Here is a 17,048-nt window from a genome sequence, read left to right on the forward strand (position 1 = left end):
CTTACCTGCATGCGCATGCAAGCACCGTCTCACGCGCACGATTGCTTCCATCTTAGGTAAAAATTCGTATCCCAAACCAGTGGGATACACCCGCAAGTAACGTCATACGGTACGCAGAAACGACGGGGTACGTCCCGGGCCCCCGCACCGCTTGTCGGCTTCCTCGACGAAGATCTCGAACCACGCGTTCATGAGCGCCCAGAAATCGACCGGCTCGATTTCGGTCGGATTCTCGTGCCACCAGAGGCGTCCAGCTGCGCTGCCGTCGCCGGCACTGTCGCGAAGATCCAGGCACAGATAGTCGCCGCTGCCGTTCTGAAATATCGTCCACACGAGATCCAGGTTCACGCCGAGCTTGCGTGTCTCGTCGGGCGTCAGGTCGAGCTTGTCGGTCAGCGCAGTCTGGTCGCCGATCGGCATCGGTCCCATCGAGTTGGCGGGAAAGAAGGTCCAGCCATCGTGCACGTTCTCGTAGAACAATCGCAGACCATCGGGCAGCGCGCACCAGAACGATTCGTCGACAGGCGCCCGCTCGCCGAGCGGCATGCAACCGATGAAGAAATTCAGATCGCCGGACTCGACCGTGTACGGATACAGCAGCATGACGCCGCCATCATCGCTGCGGAACACAGCCGGCCGCGCGAGCTTGTCGCGAAAGAATTGCGCGATCGCCGGCAATCGATCGATGACGCCTGCCCACATCTGCACGAGCTCGTCGGCAACCCGATCATCTGAAGCAGTCAGCAACGCGAGCCACGTCGGCGGCACCTCGACGCCGGTCGGAATTTCATGCGCCGCGAGCCACACGCTGCCGGTCACCCCGAAGCGCTTCAACTCCGCTGCGTATGCGTGTGCGGACCACTCGATCATCGCGCGTCACCGTTGAATGTCGGAACCCGCGCATTCTACTGTCCCGCATGACCGGGGCGATCGCGAATCGCCACGCACGGGCCACCCGCACCGAGCCGACGACGCGCCCCCTTGGTGCCCCGCCCCACCGCGAGTATCCTTGCGGTTCGAGCCACTCCAACCAGGGCGCGCGCACCGCTCCGCGGCCAAGCGTCCCCGCTAACGGCCAATACACGATGGATTTCGACGTAATCGTTCTGGGCGCAGGCATCGTCGGCGTCTCCGCCGCGCTGCATCTGCAGGATCGCGGCCGCAAGGTCGCCCTCGTCGACCGCGGCGCGCCCGGCGAAGGCACGAGCTTCGGCAACGCAGGGCTGATCGAGCGCTCGTCGATCGAACCGTATCCATTTCCGCGCAGCCCGTTCACGCTGATGCGCTACGCGCTGAACCGCTCCACCGATCTCTACTGGCACAGCACGTCGCTGCCCGCGTTCGCGCCGTGGCTCGCGCGTTTCTGGTGGGAATCGGCGCCGATGCGTCACGCAGCCGCGTCGCGCGACATGCTGCCGCTGATCGAGCGCTGCATCGTCGAGCACGACGCGCTGATCGCGCGTGCCGGCGCAGGGGAACTGGTGCGTGCAAGCGGCTGGATGGAAGCGTTCCGCACGCCGGCCGCATTCGAACGCGCGGTCGCCGATGCGGGACTCACCGCGCGCCGCCACGGGCTCGGCATCACGCCGCTCGATGCCGCGGCACTGCGTGCGCAGGAACCGAGCCTCGCGCCCGGCTTCTGCGGTGCGCTCCACTGGCTCGATCCGAAAAGCGTCGTCGATCCGTCCGCGCTCGTCAAAACCTACGCGCAACTCTTCGTGCAAGGCGGCGGCACGCTGCTCACCGGCGATGCCGCGAGCCTCGACGCCTTGTCGCCAGGCTGGCAGGTCACGACGGAACAAGGCAAGATCGCCGCGCCAGCCGTGGTCGTCGCGCTCGGCCCGTGGTCCGACACGGTGTTCGGCAAGTTCGGCTACAAGATTCCGCTGCGCGAGAAGCGCGGCTATCACATGCACTACGCGCCTTCCGAACGCGGCGCGCCGTCGGCGCCGATCGTCGATCGCGAATACGGCTACGTGATCGCGCCGATGCGGCGCGGATTGCGGCTGACTACCGGCGTCGAGATCGCGCGGCGCGGCCTGCCGCCGACAGGCGTGCAGCTCGATCGCGCGGAACGCGTCGCGCGCCCGGTGTTCGGCTTCGGCGAACGGCTCGACCCGCAACCGTGGCTCGGCTTCCGGCCGTGCACGCCGGACATGCGGCCGGTGATCGGTCCCGCGCCCGCGCATCGCGGGCTGTGGTTCTCGTTCGGGCACAACCATCACGGGCTCACGCTCGGCCCCGTCTCCGGCCGCCTGCTGGCCGAGATGATGACGGGCGAAGCACCGTTCACCGATCCGACGCCCTACCGCGCCGACCGCTTCTGAGTTCGCGCGCTCAGTCGAGCGCGCGACCGAAGATCCGGATCACCTCGTCGAGATGCTCGGCCATCGCGCGGCGCGCGGCCTCGGGGTCGCGTGCGCGGATCGCGTCGAGGATCGCGCGGTGTTCCAGCTCCGACCGGTGCGGCATGTCGTTGGGCATGTACAGCGACTGCAGGCGCTGGAACATCAGGTCGTACTTGTGCGCGAGCAACTGCTTGATCATCAGCGCATAAGCCGGGTTGTCGCTCGCTTCCGCGATACGGATATGGAACAGCCGGTCGCCCGGATGCGTGAGCGAGCCGCTGCGGTTGTCTTCCTGGTTGCGCAGGAATGCCGCGTGAATCCCTTCGATCTGCTCGTCCGAGCCGTGTTTCGCCGCGAGCGCCGCGGCTTCCGGCTCGATCAGCCGGCGCGCCTGCAACAGCGCGAACGGCGGGATTTCGGTATCGAGGTCGAGCGCGATGCCGAGCTCCGGATCGATCTCGACGATCGAAAACGGCGCAACCTTCGTCTCGGGCCGCGGTTCCGGTGCGGCAGCCGCCTCGGGTTGGCGCACCTTCACGCCGTCGCCGACACGCACGCTGACGAGCCCGCTCACTTCAAGCGCGATCAGCGCCTCGCGCACCGACGTGCGCGACACGCCGAACTGCTCGGCCAGTTCGCGCTCGGGCGGCAGATAGCTGCCCGGCGGAAAATCGCCGGACTCGATCATCGCGCTGAGCTTGTCGGCGATCTGCTGGTAGAGGCGGCGGTTCTGAATCGGCTGGATGGACATACGTTGATACAGGTAAGCGGTTGCGTTGCGGACGGCCCGACGAATGAAGCATCGGGCCGCTCGCGCCTATTTTATATGCCGGGCTTCGGGTCGCCCGGCACCGCATAGCAACGTTCGGCCGTGCCGCCCCACAACGCGTTGCGCTCGGCCGCCGACAACCGCGCTTCGGCCCAGCGCTCGACCAGCGACGCCACTTCGTCATACGACGCCGCGAGCAGGCACACGGGCCAGTCCGAGCCGAACATCAGCCGCTGCGGGCCGAACGCGTCGAGCGCCGCATCGAGGCATTGCTCGATGTGCCGGACGTCCTGCCCGCGCAGGCCGCGCCGCCAGTCCGTCTCGGTCACGAGCCCCGACAGCTTGCACACGACATGCGGCAGCGCGCCCAGCTCGCGCAACGCGGCACGCCAGCGTGCGAGCGCGGTGTCGTCGCGGTCGAACTCGGCGAGCGCGGGCTTGCCCGCATGATCGAGCACGAGCCAGTGCGCATCGTGCCGTGCACAGAACGCGCGCACGTCGGGCAACTGGCGTTCGAACACGAGCACGTCGTACACGTAACCGTTCGCCTGCAGCCACGCGACGCCGCGATTGAACGCGGGATCCGCGACGAACGCGCCGACGTCGGCTTCGTCCTGCATCTGATGACGAAAGCCGCGCAGCTTCGGGCTGCCCCATTCGGCGATGCGCTCGGCGAGCGCCGGCGCACCGAGATCCTCCCAGCCGACCACCGCCGCGATGCGCGCATCGTCGCGAGCGAGATCGAGCAGGAACGACGTCTCGTCGCGTCCGGCGCGCGCCTGCACCGCGATCGACGCGCCGAGCGCCTGCGCATGCATCTGCGGCCACAGCGCGTCGGGCAGGTAATCGCGGGCGAGTACGCCCATGCCGGGGCCGATCCACGGATAGTCGGCCGCGCGGTAACGCCAGAAGTGTTGATGGGAATCGATACGCATTGCGCCCATGGTGTCCTCGTGGTTCGCCCTCGAACGCGGCATCACATCACGTCACGCTCAGTCGTACAACACCGCCGAGATCTTCGGGTCGTCGATATTGGTCTTGTCATACCAGTAGAAACCGGTATCGATGACCTTCGGCAGCTTCTCGCCCTTGATCGCCTTCACGGCCGCCTCGACGGTCTTGTAGCCGATTCCGATCGGATTCTGCGTGATCGCGCCGGCCATCAGCCCGCTGCGGATCGCGTCCTTCTGCTGCTTGCCCGAATCGTAGCCGACGATCACGACCTTGCGCTTCATCTCGCGCACGCCATTCACGACGCCGATCGCCGAGCCTTCGTTGGTGCCGAACAGGCCCTTGAGCTTCGGATACGCCTGCAGGATCGACTTCGTCACCTCGGTCGACTTCAGCTGGTCGCCTTCGCCGTACTGCACGGTCACGACCCGCACCTTCGGGTGCGCCGACTTCATCCGTTCGAGAAAGCCGTCGCGGCGATCGATGCCGGTGCGGCTCGTCTGGTCGTGCGCGACCACGGCGACCTCGCCTTCGTCGCCGATCAGCGCGGCGAGCTTGTCGGCGGCGAGCGATGCGGCGGCCTTGTTGTTGGTCGCGGCCGTCGTCACCGGGATGTCGCTGTCGACGCCCGAGTCGAACGCGATCACGGGGATCTTCTCGGCCTGCGCCTTCTTCAAGAGCGGCAGCGCGGCCTTGCTGTCGAGCGCGGCGAAGCCGAGCGCAGCCGGCTTCTTCGCGATCGCGGCGGACAGCATGTCGATCTGCTTGTCGACCATCGCCTCGGTTTCGGGGCCTTCGAACGTCACCTTCACCTTGTAGTCCTTCGCCGCCTGCGTCGCGCCCGCTTTCACGGCCTGCCAGAACTGATGCTGGAAGCCCTTCGAGATCAGCGGGATGTAGGTTTCCTGCGCCTGCGCGCCGGCCGTCACGCCGACGGCGAACGTCAGCCCGACGATCGCGTTCAACACCTTGCTCCTGATCACTTCGCGTCTCCTTGGTTGGTATCGACTGAAATGCCGGCCCGGCCGGCGGTGAAGCAGATGCGCATGCACGTATGTGCGTCAGCGGCGGCGCCGGCGCAGGATGTCGACGTAGACGGCGAGGATGATGATCACGCCCGTCACGACCGTCTGCCATTCCTGCGCGACCGACATGATGCGCAGGCCGTTGGTCAGCACGCTCATGATGAACGCGCCGATGATGGTGCCGACGATGCTGCCCGCGCCGCCCGACAGCGACGTGCCGCCGATCACGACGGCCGCGATCGCATCGAGCTCGTAGCCCTGCCCGAGCGCCGGCTGCGCGGAATTGAGCCGCGACGCGATCAAGAGGCCGGCGATCCCGCATACCGCGCCGCTGAACGTGTAGACGGCGATCTTCCACGCATCGACGTTCACGCCGGACAGCCGCAGCGCTTCCTCGTTGCTGCCGAGTGCGAACGTGTAGCGGCCGAAGATCGTGCGGTTCAGCACGATCGATGCGCCGATCGCGACGAGGAACAGGATCAGCACCGCGTTCGGAATCGGCAGCGCGGGAATCAGGCTGCCGATCAGCGAATCCTGCGCGATCGACGTGAAGCCCGGCGTGTCGTTGAAGTAGATCGGCCGGGTGCCCGAGATCACGAGCGACAGCCCCTTCAACAGCATCATCATGCCGAGCGTCGCGATGAACGGCGGCACCTTCATCTTCGCGATCACGAAGCCGGACACACTGCCCGACAGCGCGCCGAAACACAGCGCGGCCAGGATCCCGAGCGGCAGCGGCATCCCCCACTTCGTCAGCACGACGCCGGCCATCACCGCGCAGAACGTCATCAGCGTGCCGACCGACAGGTCGATGCCCGACGTGATGATCACGTAGGTGCACGCAACCGCCAGCACACCGTTCACCGCGGTGGCCTGCAGAATCGACACGAGGTTGTCGACGTCGAGAAAGTTCGGCGAGGCGAAGCTGAAGAATGCGATCAGCAGCACGAGGCTCGCGAACGCGAGCAGCTTCTGCCGCGCGGCCGGGTTGAAGAAGCGGGCTTTCAGGCCGGCTGCGCCGGCCGGCGTGTCGCCGGTGGCCAGAGGCGGAACGGGATGCGTATCGTTGGGCATGATCGTAGGGGCTGAATCAGGACAATACGGTCGACTCGCGCTGCGTCGCGAGCTGCATGATCTTTTCCTGCGTGGCGTCGGCCGCGCGCAACTCGCCGGTCACGCGCCCTTCGCACATCACGAGAATCCGGTGGCTCATGCGCAGCACCTCGGGCAACTCCGACGAGATCATCACGATCGCCTTGCCGTCGGCGGCGAGCGCGTCGAGCAGCTTGTAGATCTCGCTTTTCGCGCCGACGTCGATGCCGCGCGTCGGTTCGTCGAAGAACAGGATGTCGCAATCGCGCAGCAGCCATTTCGCGATCACGATCTTCTGCTGGTTGCCGCCCGACAGCAGGCGCGCGGGCTGCGCGACCGACGGCGTGCGAATTGCGAGTTGCCGCACGTACGACTGCGCGGTGTCGCGCATCTCGCGCGCATCGAGGAACATGCCGCGCCGCACGAAGCGGCGCATGCTCGACAGCGCGATGTTGTTCTGCACGTCCATCCCGACCGCGAGCCCGAAGTGCTTGCGGTCTTCCGACAGATAACCGATCCCGTGCGCGACCGCGTCGGCCGGCGTGCGGATCGTCACGGTCTTGCCGTGCACGCGGATCTCGCCGGCGTCGACCGGGTCCGCGCCGAACACCGCGCGCGCGACCTCGGTGCGGCCCGCGCCCATCAGCCCCGCGAAGCCGAGGATCTCGCCGCGCCGCAGCGTGAAGCCGACGTCGCGGATCGCGCGGCCGCGCGACAGCCCGCGCACTTCGAGCGCGACGTCGTTCGCGGACGTATCGGGCGGCGTGCGAAATTCGGTATCGAGCTGGCGGCCGACCATCATTGCGATGATCGCGTCCATCGACGTGCCCGCCATCGGCACGGTCGCGACATACTTGCCGTCGCGCATCACCGTCACGCGGTCGGCGATCTGGCGCAGTTCGTCCATCTTGTGCGAGATATAGACGATGCCGACACCGTGTGCGCGCAGCTCGCCGATGATGCGGAACAGCTCGGCGATCTCCGCGTTGTTCAGCGCGGCGGTCGGCTCGTCCATGATGAGCACGCGCGAGTCGAACGACAGCGCCTTCGCGATCTCGACCATCTGCTGCTTCGCGACCGTCAGCCGGCCGACCGGCGTGCGCGGGTCGAGATCGAGCCGCATCCGCGCGAAGATCGCGGCCGCGTCGCGGTTCAGTTTGTCTTCGTCGACGAACACGCCGAAGCGGCCGCGCGGCTCGCGGCCGATGAAGATATTCTGCGCGACGCTCAGGTGGTTCATCAGGTTCAGTTCCTGATGGATGATGCCGATCCCCAGCGCCTGCGCGGCGCGCGGATCGTCGATCTCCACCGCGCGGCCGTCCATCCGGATTTCCCCGCCGTCCTTCTGATACACGCCGGCGAGGATTTTCATCAGCGTCGATTTGCCGGCGCCGTTCTCGCCCATCAGGGCATGCACTTCGCCGGCGCGCAGGTCGAACCGGCAATCGTCGAGCGCCTGCACGCCCGGAAAGCGCTTGCTGACGCCGGTCAGCTCGATCAGCGCGGCGGGTGCGGCGGCCGGGTTCGGATCAGGTTGCATGGCTCGCCGTCCTCAGCCGATCGCGCGATCGAGATGGGTATAGCCGCCGTCGACGAACAGCCACTGCCCCGTCGTGTGCGATGCGCGTTCCGACAGCAGGAACACGGCCGTGTCGGCAATCTCGTCGGCGGTCGTGAAGCGCTTGCCGAGCGGCACCTTGCCGGCGATCTCCGCCAGCTTCGCATCCGGGTCGTCGAAGCCGGCGATCCAGTTCTGGTAGAGCGGCGTCATCACCTCCGCCGGGATCACCGCGTTCACCCGCACGCCGTCGTTGCGCAATGCGACCGCCCATTCGCGCGTCAGCGCGAGCTGCGCGCCCTTCGATGCGCAATAGCCGCTCGTGTTGCCCTGCCCGGTGACGGCCGTCTTCGACGAAATGTTGACGATCGCGCCGCGCGTGGCCTTCAGGTGCGGCACGCAGTGATGCGCCATCACGTAGTAGTGGATCAGGTTGCGTTCGAGCGATGCGACGAACGCGTCGCGCCCGGCATCGAGGCCGATGCTGTCGTTGATGCCCGCGTTGTTGACGAGGCCGTCGATGCGGCCGAAACGCGCGACGGTCTGCGCGACGCCGTCGCGGCACTGCGCGTCGTCCTGCAGTTCGACGGACACACGCGCTGCGCGCGGCTGCGTCTGCGCGAGTTCACGCCAGAAGCCGTCGTCCGGCGCATGGCGTGCGAACACGACCGGAATCGCGCCTTCGCCGGCGAGCCGCATCGAGATCGCGGCGCCGATGCCCGACGCGCCGCCGGTCACGATCACGACCTTGTCTTGCAGATTCAAATCCACTTCGCGTCTCCGTCGTTCATGTTGTGGCCGCGTGCGACGCGCGGCGCCGTGCTTCAGCCGCGGAACCGATACTGCTCCAACGATGCCGGTTTCATCTCGATCGAGAAGCCGGGCGCCGTCGGCGGCATGTACGCCGCGCCGCGCACGACGCATGGCTCGACGAAATGCTCGTGCAGGTGATCGACGTATTCGGTCACGCGCCCTTCCTTCGTGCCGGAAATGCACACGTAGTCGATCATCGACAAATGCTGCACGTATTCGCACAGCCCGACGCCGCCCGCATGCGGACACACCGGCAGCCCGTACTTCGTGGCCAGCAGCATCACCGCGAGAATCTCGTTTACACCGCCGAGCCGGCATGCGTCGATCTGCACGACGTCGATCGCGCCGCGCTCGATGAACTGCTTGAACAGCACGCGGTTCTGGCACATCTCGCCGGTCGCGACCTGCACGGGCGCGATCGCCTCGCGGATCTTGCGATGCCCTTCGACGTCGTCGGGGCTCGTCGGCTCCTCGATGAACCACGGTTTCGCGAACGCCAGCGCGCGCACCCAGTCGATCGCCTCGTCGACTTCCCACACCTGGTTCGCGTCGATCATCAGCTTGCGCTCGGGGCCGATCACCTCGCGCGCGATCGTCACGCGGCGGATGTCGTCCTCCAGGTTCGCGCCGACCTTCAGCTTCACATAGTCGAAACCGGCGTCCACCGCCTCGCGGCACAGCCGGCGCAGCTTGTCGTCGCTGTAGCCGAGCCAGCCCGCCGACGTCGTGTAGCACGGGTAGCCGTCGCGCTCGAGCGCCGCGATCCGTGCGGCCTTGCCCGGCGCCTGGCGACGCAACAGCGCGAGCGCCTCGTCCTGCGTCAGGCAGTCGGTCAGGTAGCGGAAGTCGATCGCGCGCACGATTTCCTCGGGGCTCATGTCGGCGACGAGCCGCCACAGCGGCTTGCCCGCGGCCTTCGCCCACAGATCCCACACCGCATTGACGACGGCGCCCGTCGCCAGGTGGATCGCGCCCTTGTCGGGGCCGATCCAGCGCAACTGGCTGTCCGACGTCACGTGCCGCCAGAAGCGGCCCATGTCCTCGCGGATCCAGTCGAGGTCGAGGCCGACGACCAGGTGACGCATTGCGTCGATCGCCGCGCAGCAGATTTCGTTGCCGCGCCCGATGGTGAACGTGAGCCCGTGGCCTTCGAGCCCGTCTTGGTCGGTTTCGAGCACGACGTACGCAGCCGAATAATCGGGGTCCGGATTCATCGCATCGGAGCCGTCGAGCTGGCGCGAGGTCGGGAAGCGCACGTCGAGGACGCGCATCGATCGAATGATAGGCATGGCGAACGGTCCGTTAAAGGAAATCAGGCCTGCACGGTGCGCTGGCGCTGCTCGCCGAGCCCGTCGATGCCGAGCGTGATCACCTGCCCGGCGCGCAGATAGACGGGCGGCTTCTGGCCGAGCCCGACGCCCGGCGGCGTGCCGGTCGAGATCACGTCGCCCGGCTGCAGGCTCATGAAGCGGCTCAGATAGCTGATCAGGTGCGGCACGCGGAACACCATCGTCGCGGTCGTGCCGTTCTGGTAGCGGTGGCCGTCCACCTCCAGCCACAGCCGCAGCGCGTGCGGATCGGGCACCTCGTCGGCCGTCACGAGCCACGGGCCGAGCGGGCCGAACGTGTCGTTGCCCTTGCCCTTGTCCCACGTGCCGCCGCGCTCGAGCTGGTATTCGCGCTCCGACACGTCGTTCACCACGCAGTAGCCGGCGACGTGCGACAGCGCGTCGGCTTCGTCGATATAGCGGCCGCCCTGGCCGATCACGACGCCGAGCTCGACTTCCCAGTCGGTCTTCTCCGAGCCGCGCGGAATCTCGACGTCGTCGTTCGGCCCCGAAATCGCGCTCGTCCATTTGCCGAACACGACCGGCTCCTTCGGGACGTCCATGCCCGATTCGGCCGCGTGGTCGGAATAATTGAGCCCGATGCAGATGAACTTGCCGACGCGGCCGACGCATGCGCCGAGCCGCGGCGTGCCTTCGATGCGCGGCAACGACGACGGGTCGATGTCGCGCAGCCGTGCGAGCGACGCGGGCGTCAGCGCGTCGCCGGCGATATCGTCGATCACGCCCGACAGGTCGCGGATCATTCCCTGCGCGTCGAGCAGGCCCGGTTTCTCATGGTGTTTGTCGCCAAATCTCAACAGTTTCATGTCGTCTGAATGGAATCGGAAAGTGAGTGGGGAGCGCGGTTAGTTCGACACGGTCAGTTTGACCAGCCGCCGTCGATCAGGTGAATCGCGCCGGTGGTGAACGACGCTTCGTCGGACGCCAGATACAGCGCGAGCGCGGCGACTTCATCCGCGGTGCCGATACGGCCCATCGGCTGCCGCGCGACGAACGCCTGGCGCACCGTGTCGGTCGACACCTGGCGCGTGCGCGCCTGTTCGGCGATCCGCTGTTCCAGCGACGGCGACTCGATCGTGCCCGGGCAGATCGCGTTGCAGCGGATGCCCCGCTCGACGAAATCGGCGGCAACCGCCTTGGTCAGGCCGATCACGGCCGCCTTGGTCGTGCCGTAGACGAAGCGGTTCGGGACGCCCTTCACGCTCGACGCGGCCGACGCCATGTTGATGATCGACGCGCCGCCCGCTTCCAGCATCGCCGGCAACAGCGCGCGGATCAGCCGGTACATCGACGTGACGTTCAGGTTCAGCGAGAACGCCCATGCGGCGTCGTCGCAGTCGAGGATCGAGCCGTGGTGCACGTAGCCGGCGCAGTTGAACAGCACGTCGAACGCACGCTCCTGCGCGGCGAGTGCCGCGACGTCGCCCGCGTCGGTCACATCGAGCCGCCGCGTCGCCAGCCGGCCGCCCGCGCGTTCGGCGTCGGCCGCGAGCTGCACGAGCGCGGCTTCGTTGATGTCGGTCGCCAGCACGTCGGCGCCCTCGCTTGCGAACCGCAGCGCGGTCGCGCGGCCGATACCCTGCCCGGCCGCCGTCACCAGCGCGCGCTTGCCCTGCAATCTCATGAGCACTTCTCCTGTGGAAGTCGGCCGAGCCGATCGATTGGCACAAAGGACTAAAGGTCCAGCCAATCATAGGAACAGATTCGGGATTTGTCACGAGCGCGCGATTCAGTATTTTCCCGAGCGGGAGAATCGGGCCGAAGGGCGTGAAGCCGGCGGTGCGGCGGCTCTTTTGCGGATGCCGGCGATCAGCCGCTCGTCGCGCGAAGCCAATACCGGCGGGGGTTTGCGGCGATTGCCGACGCCCGCACCGCGCGACGGCCGGGCGAAACTGACAAAAAAGTCATGTTCACGTCAGGGTCCTAACCGGGTGCGCGCGCGATCATGGTGTTGCCGGACCGCGCTTCCCGGTACACCGCCTCCGCCCGTCGCCGATCCCTGACGGGCACCTCCGTCCTCCGCGGTGTCCACGTGACTGAGCGAGCAGCCACGGAGGCGCGGCCCGATTTTTCGCCCCGGACGTTCGCGTCCGGGGCGTTTTTGTCGCTGCTTTTTCAAGAAAATGCGCGTCGATTGTTTCTGATTCGGCAAAAGGTAATTTGAGCCAGACAGGATGTTTTTTCCGGTCACAGACGCTTACATTTACCGCACCACTCATGGAAACCGCTACGGATGCGCCCGCGGGTAGTGACATCCACTGCCACAGCCGCACCGCACGAGTTTTAGGAAACGGCAAAATGAAGGCCTCGAAATCCCTGCCTGCGCTCGATCCCGCCGACGTCCACGTCGAAATTCTCGAACGTTCCGATACGCTGCTCGTCGTCCGCTGGGTCGAACCCGGCCGCTGTCATTACGGCGAACAGCGCTGGCGGCGCCGCTTCGCGCAGCGCACCGGCACCTGCGCACTGTCGCGCCAGGTCATCCAGCGCGGCGACGAAGTATTCCGCCCGGCCGAGCGCCCGGCCCCCGCGAACGCGGCCGCGATGATCTCCGCCGCGGAAGTACTGGCTCTGGCGGGCAGCCGCTAAGGTCCGCCCGCCGCGTGCCAGGGCTGGCTGCGTGAGACGCAGGCCCGCCCTAGAAGCGCCGGTCTAATTCCCCCGCTTGTCTGCCCCGCCTGCGCGGACTATCGTTACACCACTCAATGTAACGATTACGCGTCGTGGCGCACCGGCCACGCCGATGGAGGCAGACATGCATGCATGGAGCGCGCGCCACGTCCCGGCGCAAGGCGGCAAGGTCGCGGTCGTGACCGGCGCCAACAGCGGCCTCGGCTGGCAGATCGCGGAAACGCTGGCCGCCAAGGGCGCGACCGTCGTGATGGGCTGCCGCGATGCCGCGCGCGCCGCACAAGCCGCGGACGCGATCCGCCGGCTCCATCCTGCTGCACAGGTCGAAGTCGATCCGCTCGACCTTGCCGATCTCGCGTCGATCCGGCGCTTCGCCGCCGACATTTCCGCGCGCCACGGCCGCGTCGACATCCTCTGCAACAACGCCGGCGTGATGTTCCTGCCGCTGCGGCACACGCACGACGGCTTCGAGATGCAGTTCGGCACCAACCACCTCGGCCATTTCGCGCTGACCGGCCATCTGCTGCCGGCGCTGTCCGCCGCGCGGCGGGCGCGCGTCGTGACGATGTCGAGCGGCTTCAACCGCGGCGGCCGGATCCGCGTCGACGACCTGCGGGCCGAGCATCGCTACAACCGTTATCTCGCCTACTGCGACAGCAAGCTCGCAAACCTCGTGTTCGCAATCGAGCTGCAGCGCCGCTTCCAGCGCGCGGCATTCGCGGGAATCAGCGTCGCCGCGCATCCCGGCTACGCGGCGACCAACCTGCAGTTCGCGGGCCCCGCGATGGACAGTTCTCCCACCCGCGCCGCGCTGATGCGCGCGGCAAACCGTTATCTCGCGCAACCGGCCGATCAGGGCGCGTTACCCGCGATCCACGCGGCGACGTCACCCGAGCTCACCGGCGGCGCGTACATCGGACCGTCCGGCTGGTTCGAGTCGCGCGGCCTGCCGGCGCCCGCGAGCGTGCCGCGCGCGGCGCGCGACGTGGCCGTGGCGGCACTGCTGTGGGAAGCGTCGGAGGCCGCGACGGGCGTGTGTTTCCTGAGCTCGGGCGCACCCGCCGGCCGGCCGCCGGGCACGCCGTTCGACACGACGGCCGACGTGCGCTGAATCGCCCATTTCCTGTCGCCATTCTTCATACTTATTACACTTACGGAAATGAAAGGCCGATGAAAGCATGATTCGACGCGCCACTGTTACCAGCCAGGAAACAATTTATCGTCAAAATCAGCGTTTACCCTGAACCACCCGGTGACTAAGATTTAGTCAATCGCTGAAGACATGGTGTCGACAGCGAAGCCAATAAAACACCGGAGGTCATCATGAAATCGCTCGTTTCCGCAGTTGTTGCCGCTGTCGCCCTGTCCGCTTCGTTCAGCGCTTTCGCACAAAGCACCGTGACCCGCGCACAAGTGCGCAACGAACTCGTCCAGCTCGAACAAGCCGGCTACAAGCCGGGCGTGTCGAGCCCGTACTACCCGAACGACATCCAGTCGGCGGAAGCGCGTGTTCATGGTGCCGATGCCAGCGGCTACGGCGCACAACCGGCTCCGGCCGTCCATTCGGGCGCCCCGGTTGCCGCAGCGTCGTCGAACGCTCGCGACTCGGTTTTCTTCGGCCAGTAAGCCGACGCGCCCCCGGCGGGCGCACCGCGCATCGCGCGATGAAGCTGGATCCGGACGAGCCCGTCATGCGGGCTCGTCTTTTTTTGTGAAATGCATACCTCCGCCGCCCGGCAACGGGTGGCTTCGCCCGGGCGCGTTGCGTCCGGGCGCTTTTTCCCCGGCGAGGGATGCGTAACGAAGCGGTATGCGCCGATCAGCGCGCCGCGGTTGCCGCAGGCACCGTACGCGACAGCACCCGCCACCGCGACAGCAGTTCGTCGCGATCGACGTAACATCCCTGCAGATGGCGGCGGCCCGTCGACGGATCGAACTCGGTACGTGCGTGCAGCACGCGCCGATTGTCGAACGCCCACATGTCGCCGGCCCGCAGCCGGCGCTGCACGCGAAAGCGCGGCTCGCGCGCGAGCGCGAGAAAACGCCGGTATGCGCGATAGACAGCCACCACCGCATCGGCAGGCGCATCGAGCGGCCCGCGCAGGAAATTCGCGACGCGCACCTCGGTCACGTTGCCGCGCGCATCGAGCCCGATCACCGGCGCCGAACAGCGGTAGTCACTGTCCGCACTCTTGTTCCAGAACTCGAACGGTGTCGAGGCAAGGTGCCCGAAATCGGTCGGATATTCGCGCCGCAGCGCATCCGCGAGCGCGAAGCCGTCGAGGAAGATGCTGTCTCCGCCCGTTGCGTCGTTCGCGAGGCAATGCAGGAACTGCACGCCCGGCTGCAATTCACGCGTCGGCAGGTCGGTGTGCGGCGGCAGGTTGAGCGACGTATAGGCGTTGCTGTCCGGTCGCGGCTTCGATTCGACGTCGAACAGCACGCCGAAATTGCTTTCGCGAATCAGGCCGATACGACGCGCGATCTGGTCGACCCGGCCGCGTTCGGCCGGCACACCCTCGACGAGCGTCAGCCCCGTGCGCTGCAACGCGGCGAGCCACGCGAGCAACGCGCCGTCGTCCTCCATCACGTCACGCCATGCGAACACGCCGATCGCCGTCGAGTCGTCGCCGGTCCACACGTGCCGCCCGTGCGCGGCCTGACGCTCCGCGCGCGACGCATCGTCGTAGGCATGCGCGCGCAACCATCCCGGCGACCAGGTACTGCGATGCCCGTCGTTCCACTCGACGTGCAGCGCGCCGTCGGTTTCGACATGCACGACGAGCGCCGACAGATCCTCGCGCGCGTCGGCGATCTCGAACACCTGTTCGCGCGTGACCGCATGCACGCACGCGGAACACGCGCAGTTGTCGCGCAACCAGTCGAAGTGAAACGGCGATCGTCGCGTGTCGCTCCACTCGACGTCCACCGCGCCATCGCCGATCGTCGCCGCCGCAATGGCTGCGTCGACGGAAAAAGTCCGCCAGTCCTCGATACGGTGTTGCGCTGCCTGCATCGTTGCCTCCCGGAAACGCCCGCTACGCGTGTGGTGCGAGCAGAAACTCGCCGACCATCCGGTGCATCCGCGCCGCCTGCGGGCTCGTTCCGAGCGCGCGCCAGCAGCCGTGCACCAGCCCCTTCCCCATCCAGTAACACGCGGCGCCCCCGGCCGCGTGAATCCGTTCGACATAGACGCGCGCATCGTCGCGCAGCGGATCGTGTTCCGCGCCGATCGCGAGCACGGGCGGCAGCCCGTCGAAACGCGATGCCGCGAGCGGCACCGAGGCACGCAGCAGCGGATCGCCATCGCCCGGCGCACTGTGCGCTTCATCGCCCCAGTACATCGCGCGATAGCGATGGACGTCGTCGAGCGTCAGCATCGGTGCGTGCGCTTGCGTTTCGCGCGCCGGCGATTGCGGTTCGATGCCGAGCATCGGATACACGAGTGCGATCCCGTCGATGCCGCCTTCGCCTGCATCGCGCAGCGCGGTTGCGACGGCGGCCGCAAGATTGCCGCCCGCACTGTCGCCCGCGAGCGTCAGCGGTCGCGCGCACGAGCCGAACGACCAGCATGCGTCGCGCGCGGCTCGCGTGACGGCCACGCAATCCTCGAGCGCGGCCGGCGCGCGATGCTCGGGCGCGAGCCGGTAATCGATCGCGATCACGGCCAGCCCCGTGTCGGCCGCCAGTTGCGCGGTGATCAGCGCGTGACTGTCGAGCGAGCCGACGACGAACCCGCCGCCATGAAAGAACAGCACGGTGCCGCGCGCATCACCGTGAGCCGGCGCGTAGCGCCGCAGCGCAATCGCGTGTCCATCCGGTGCGTGCCACACCGCATCGTGCTGCACGACGCCGACCGGAAGTTCGGCGGGTGTCCATGCGGCCGCGAAACGATCGTAGAGGCGGCGTTGCTCGTCGGGCGAGCGCGCCGCCACGCCGGCCGGATACGCCGCGTCGACAGCCGACACGAACGCCGCGATTTCCGGTTCGAGCATCGTGCGCGCCCCGTCGTCGCCGGCGCTAGCGGCGCGGCGGCAGGCCGATCACGCGGCCCGCATACGCGGGCGCCGCGCAATCGCGCTGCAACGCATGCAGTTCGGCCACGCGCGCGGCGACGTCGTCGTCGAACGGCGCCGATTTCGCGCCGCCGCGCGTGTCGACGTGCAGCAGCATCTGCTCGCTCGCCGACACCGCACCGTCGTGCCCGTCCGCGAACAGCTCGAGATACAGGTGCAGCCGCTTCGCGTCGTGCGCGAACACCCGCGCATCGACGCGCACGCGCGTGCCTTCCTTGATCTCCTGCAGATAGTTCACGTGCGCTTCGAGCGTATAGACCGAGCGGCCCCGCTCGCGACGCGCGGCGTCGTCGAGGCCGATGCGCTCCAGCAGCGCATCGGTCGCGAAACTGAAGATCAGCAGATAGAACGCGTCGCGCAGATGGCCGTTGTAGTCGACCCACTCGGGCCGCACGACGTCGCGGTATATCGTCAGCGGGGTATCGCCGGTCATGTT

General features: G+C 67.3%; 17 protein-coding genes. 4 read left to right on the plus strand and 13 right to left on the minus strand.

Annotated features, from left to right (window positions below):
* Positions 1 to 102 precede the first annotated feature (102 nt).
* Positions 103 to 870: an SMI1/KNR4 family protein gene (locus F3J14_RS03580; protein ID WP_166721805.1), complete on the minus strand. Its 768-nt coding sequence runs from the start codon at positions 868 to 870 to the stop codon at positions 103 to 105.
* 215 nt (positions 871 to 1,085) lie between these two features.
* Here F3J14_RS03580 and F3J14_RS03585 point away from each other — a divergent pair, with 215 nt between their 5' ends.
* The gene (locus tag F3J14_RS03585; RefSeq protein WP_166721806.1) at positions 1,086 to 2,327 is read left to right on the plus strand and encodes an FAD-binding oxidoreductase; all 1,242 of its coding nucleotides are present in this window, start codon (positions 1,086 to 1,088) and stop codon (positions 2,325 to 2,327) included.
* A gap of 10 nt (positions 2,328 to 2,337) precedes the next feature.
* On the opposite strand, the gene F3J14_RS03590 is transcribed toward F3J14_RS03585, so the two are convergent.
* The 9 genes from F3J14_RS03590 to F3J14_RS03630 all read right to left on the minus strand — a co-directional run bounded on the left by F3J14_RS03590 (position 2,338) and on the right by F3J14_RS03630 (position 11,529).
* Positions 2,338 to 3,099, minus strand: coding sequence for a FadR/GntR family transcriptional regulator (locus tag F3J14_RS03590; protein WP_166721807.1), 762 nt, complete (start codon positions 3,097 to 3,099; stop codon positions 2,338 to 2,340).
* 71 nt (positions 3,100 to 3,170) lie between these two features.
* Entirely contained in the window at positions 3,171 to 4,061 is an 891-nt protein-coding gene (locus tag F3J14_RS03595) for an amidohydrolase family protein (RefSeq protein WP_166721808.1), read from the minus strand.
* 48 nt (positions 4,062 to 4,109) lie between these two features.
* On the minus strand, positions 4,110 to 5,051 hold the full coding sequence (locus F3J14_RS03600) for an ABC transporter substrate-binding protein (RefSeq protein ID WP_166721809.1): 942 nt from the start codon (positions 5,049 to 5,051) through the stop codon (positions 4,110 to 4,112).
* A 78-nt stretch (positions 5,052 to 5,129) separates the two neighbouring features.
* Positions 5,130 to 6,167, minus strand: coding sequence for an ABC transporter permease (locus F3J14_RS03605; RefSeq protein WP_006749500.1), 1,038 nt, complete (start codon positions 6,165 to 6,167; stop codon positions 5,130 to 5,132).
* Positions 6,168 to 6,183: 16 nt separating this feature from the next.
* Positions 6,184 to 7,725, minus strand: coding sequence for a sugar ABC transporter ATP-binding protein (locus F3J14_RS03610; RefSeq protein ID WP_166721810.1), 1,542 nt, complete (start codon positions 7,723 to 7,725; stop codon positions 6,184 to 6,186).
* Between the two features lie 12 nt (positions 7,726 to 7,737).
* Positions 7,738 to 8,514: an SDR family oxidoreductase gene (locus F3J14_RS03615; protein ID WP_166721811.1), complete on the minus strand. Its 777-nt coding sequence runs from the start codon at positions 8,512 to 8,514 to the stop codon at positions 7,738 to 7,740.
* A 53-nt stretch (positions 8,515 to 8,567) separates the two neighbouring features.
* On the minus strand, positions 8,568 to 9,845 hold the full coding sequence (locus tag F3J14_RS03620; RefSeq protein ID WP_166721812.1) for an L-fuconate dehydratase: 1,278 nt from the start codon (positions 9,843 to 9,845) through the stop codon (positions 8,568 to 8,570).
* Between the two features lie 23 nt (positions 9,846 to 9,868).
* A complete protein-coding gene (locus F3J14_RS03625) occupies positions 9,869 to 10,711 on the minus strand; it encodes an ureidoglycolate lyase (RefSeq protein WP_166721813.1) in 843 nt (280 codons plus the stop codon).
* 53 nt (positions 10,712 to 10,764) lie between these two features.
* Positions 10,765 to 11,529: an SDR family oxidoreductase gene (locus F3J14_RS03630; RefSeq protein WP_166721814.1), complete on the minus strand. Its 765-nt coding sequence runs from the start codon at positions 11,527 to 11,529 to the stop codon at positions 10,765 to 10,767.
* A 674-nt stretch (positions 11,530 to 12,203) separates the two neighbouring features.
* On the opposite strand from F3J14_RS03630, the gene F3J14_RS03635 reads away from it, so the two are divergent.
* The 3 genes from F3J14_RS03635 to F3J14_RS03645 all read left to right on the plus strand — a co-directional run bounded on the left by F3J14_RS03635 (position 12,204) and on the right by F3J14_RS03645 (position 14,162).
* Positions 12,204 to 12,494, plus strand: a complete 291-nt coding sequence (locus F3J14_RS03635) for a DUF3331 domain-containing protein (protein ID WP_006749506.1) — start codon at positions 12,204 to 12,206, stop codon at positions 12,492 to 12,494.
* 166 nt (positions 12,495 to 12,660) lie between these two features.
* Positions 12,661 to 13,647: an oxidoreductase gene (locus F3J14_RS03640; RefSeq protein ID WP_166721815.1), complete on the plus strand. Its 987-nt coding sequence runs from the start codon at positions 12,661 to 12,663 to the stop codon at positions 13,645 to 13,647.
* Between the two features lie 212 nt (positions 13,648 to 13,859).
* The gene (locus F3J14_RS03645) at positions 13,860 to 14,162 is read left to right on the plus strand and encodes a DUF4148 domain-containing protein (protein WP_166721816.1); all 303 of its coding nucleotides are present in this window, start codon (positions 13,860 to 13,862) and stop codon (positions 14,160 to 14,162) included.
* A gap of 193 nt (positions 14,163 to 14,355) precedes the next feature.
* On the opposite strand, the gene F3J14_RS03650 is transcribed toward F3J14_RS03645, so the two are convergent.
* The 3 genes from F3J14_RS03650 to F3J14_RS03660 are packed head-to-tail and all read right to left on the minus strand — an operon-like array spanning position 14,356 to position 17,045.
* Positions 14,356 to 15,552, minus strand: a complete 1,197-nt coding sequence (locus F3J14_RS03650) for a TauD/TfdA family dioxygenase (RefSeq protein ID WP_166721817.1) — start codon at positions 15,550 to 15,552, stop codon at positions 14,356 to 14,358.
* A gap of 22 nt (positions 15,553 to 15,574) precedes the next feature.
* Positions 15,575 to 16,531, minus strand: a complete 957-nt coding sequence (locus F3J14_RS03655) for an alpha/beta hydrolase (protein ID WP_166721818.1) — start codon at positions 16,529 to 16,531, stop codon at positions 15,575 to 15,577.
* Positions 16,532 to 16,556: 25 nt separating this feature from the next.
* Positions 16,557 to 17,045 carry a thioesterase family protein gene (locus tag F3J14_RS03660; RefSeq protein WP_126225925.1) on the minus strand — a complete coding sequence of 163 codons (489 nt, stop codon included), beginning with the start codon at positions 17,043 to 17,045 and terminating at the stop codon, positions 16,557 to 16,559.
* Between the last annotated feature and the right edge of the window lie 3 nt (positions 17,046 to 17,048).

This window comes from Burkholderia sp. Tr-862, assembly GCF_011753085.1.
Taxonomy (GTDB): domain Bacteria; phylum Pseudomonadota; class Gammaproteobacteria; order Burkholderiales; family Burkholderiaceae; genus Burkholderia; species Burkholderia ambifaria.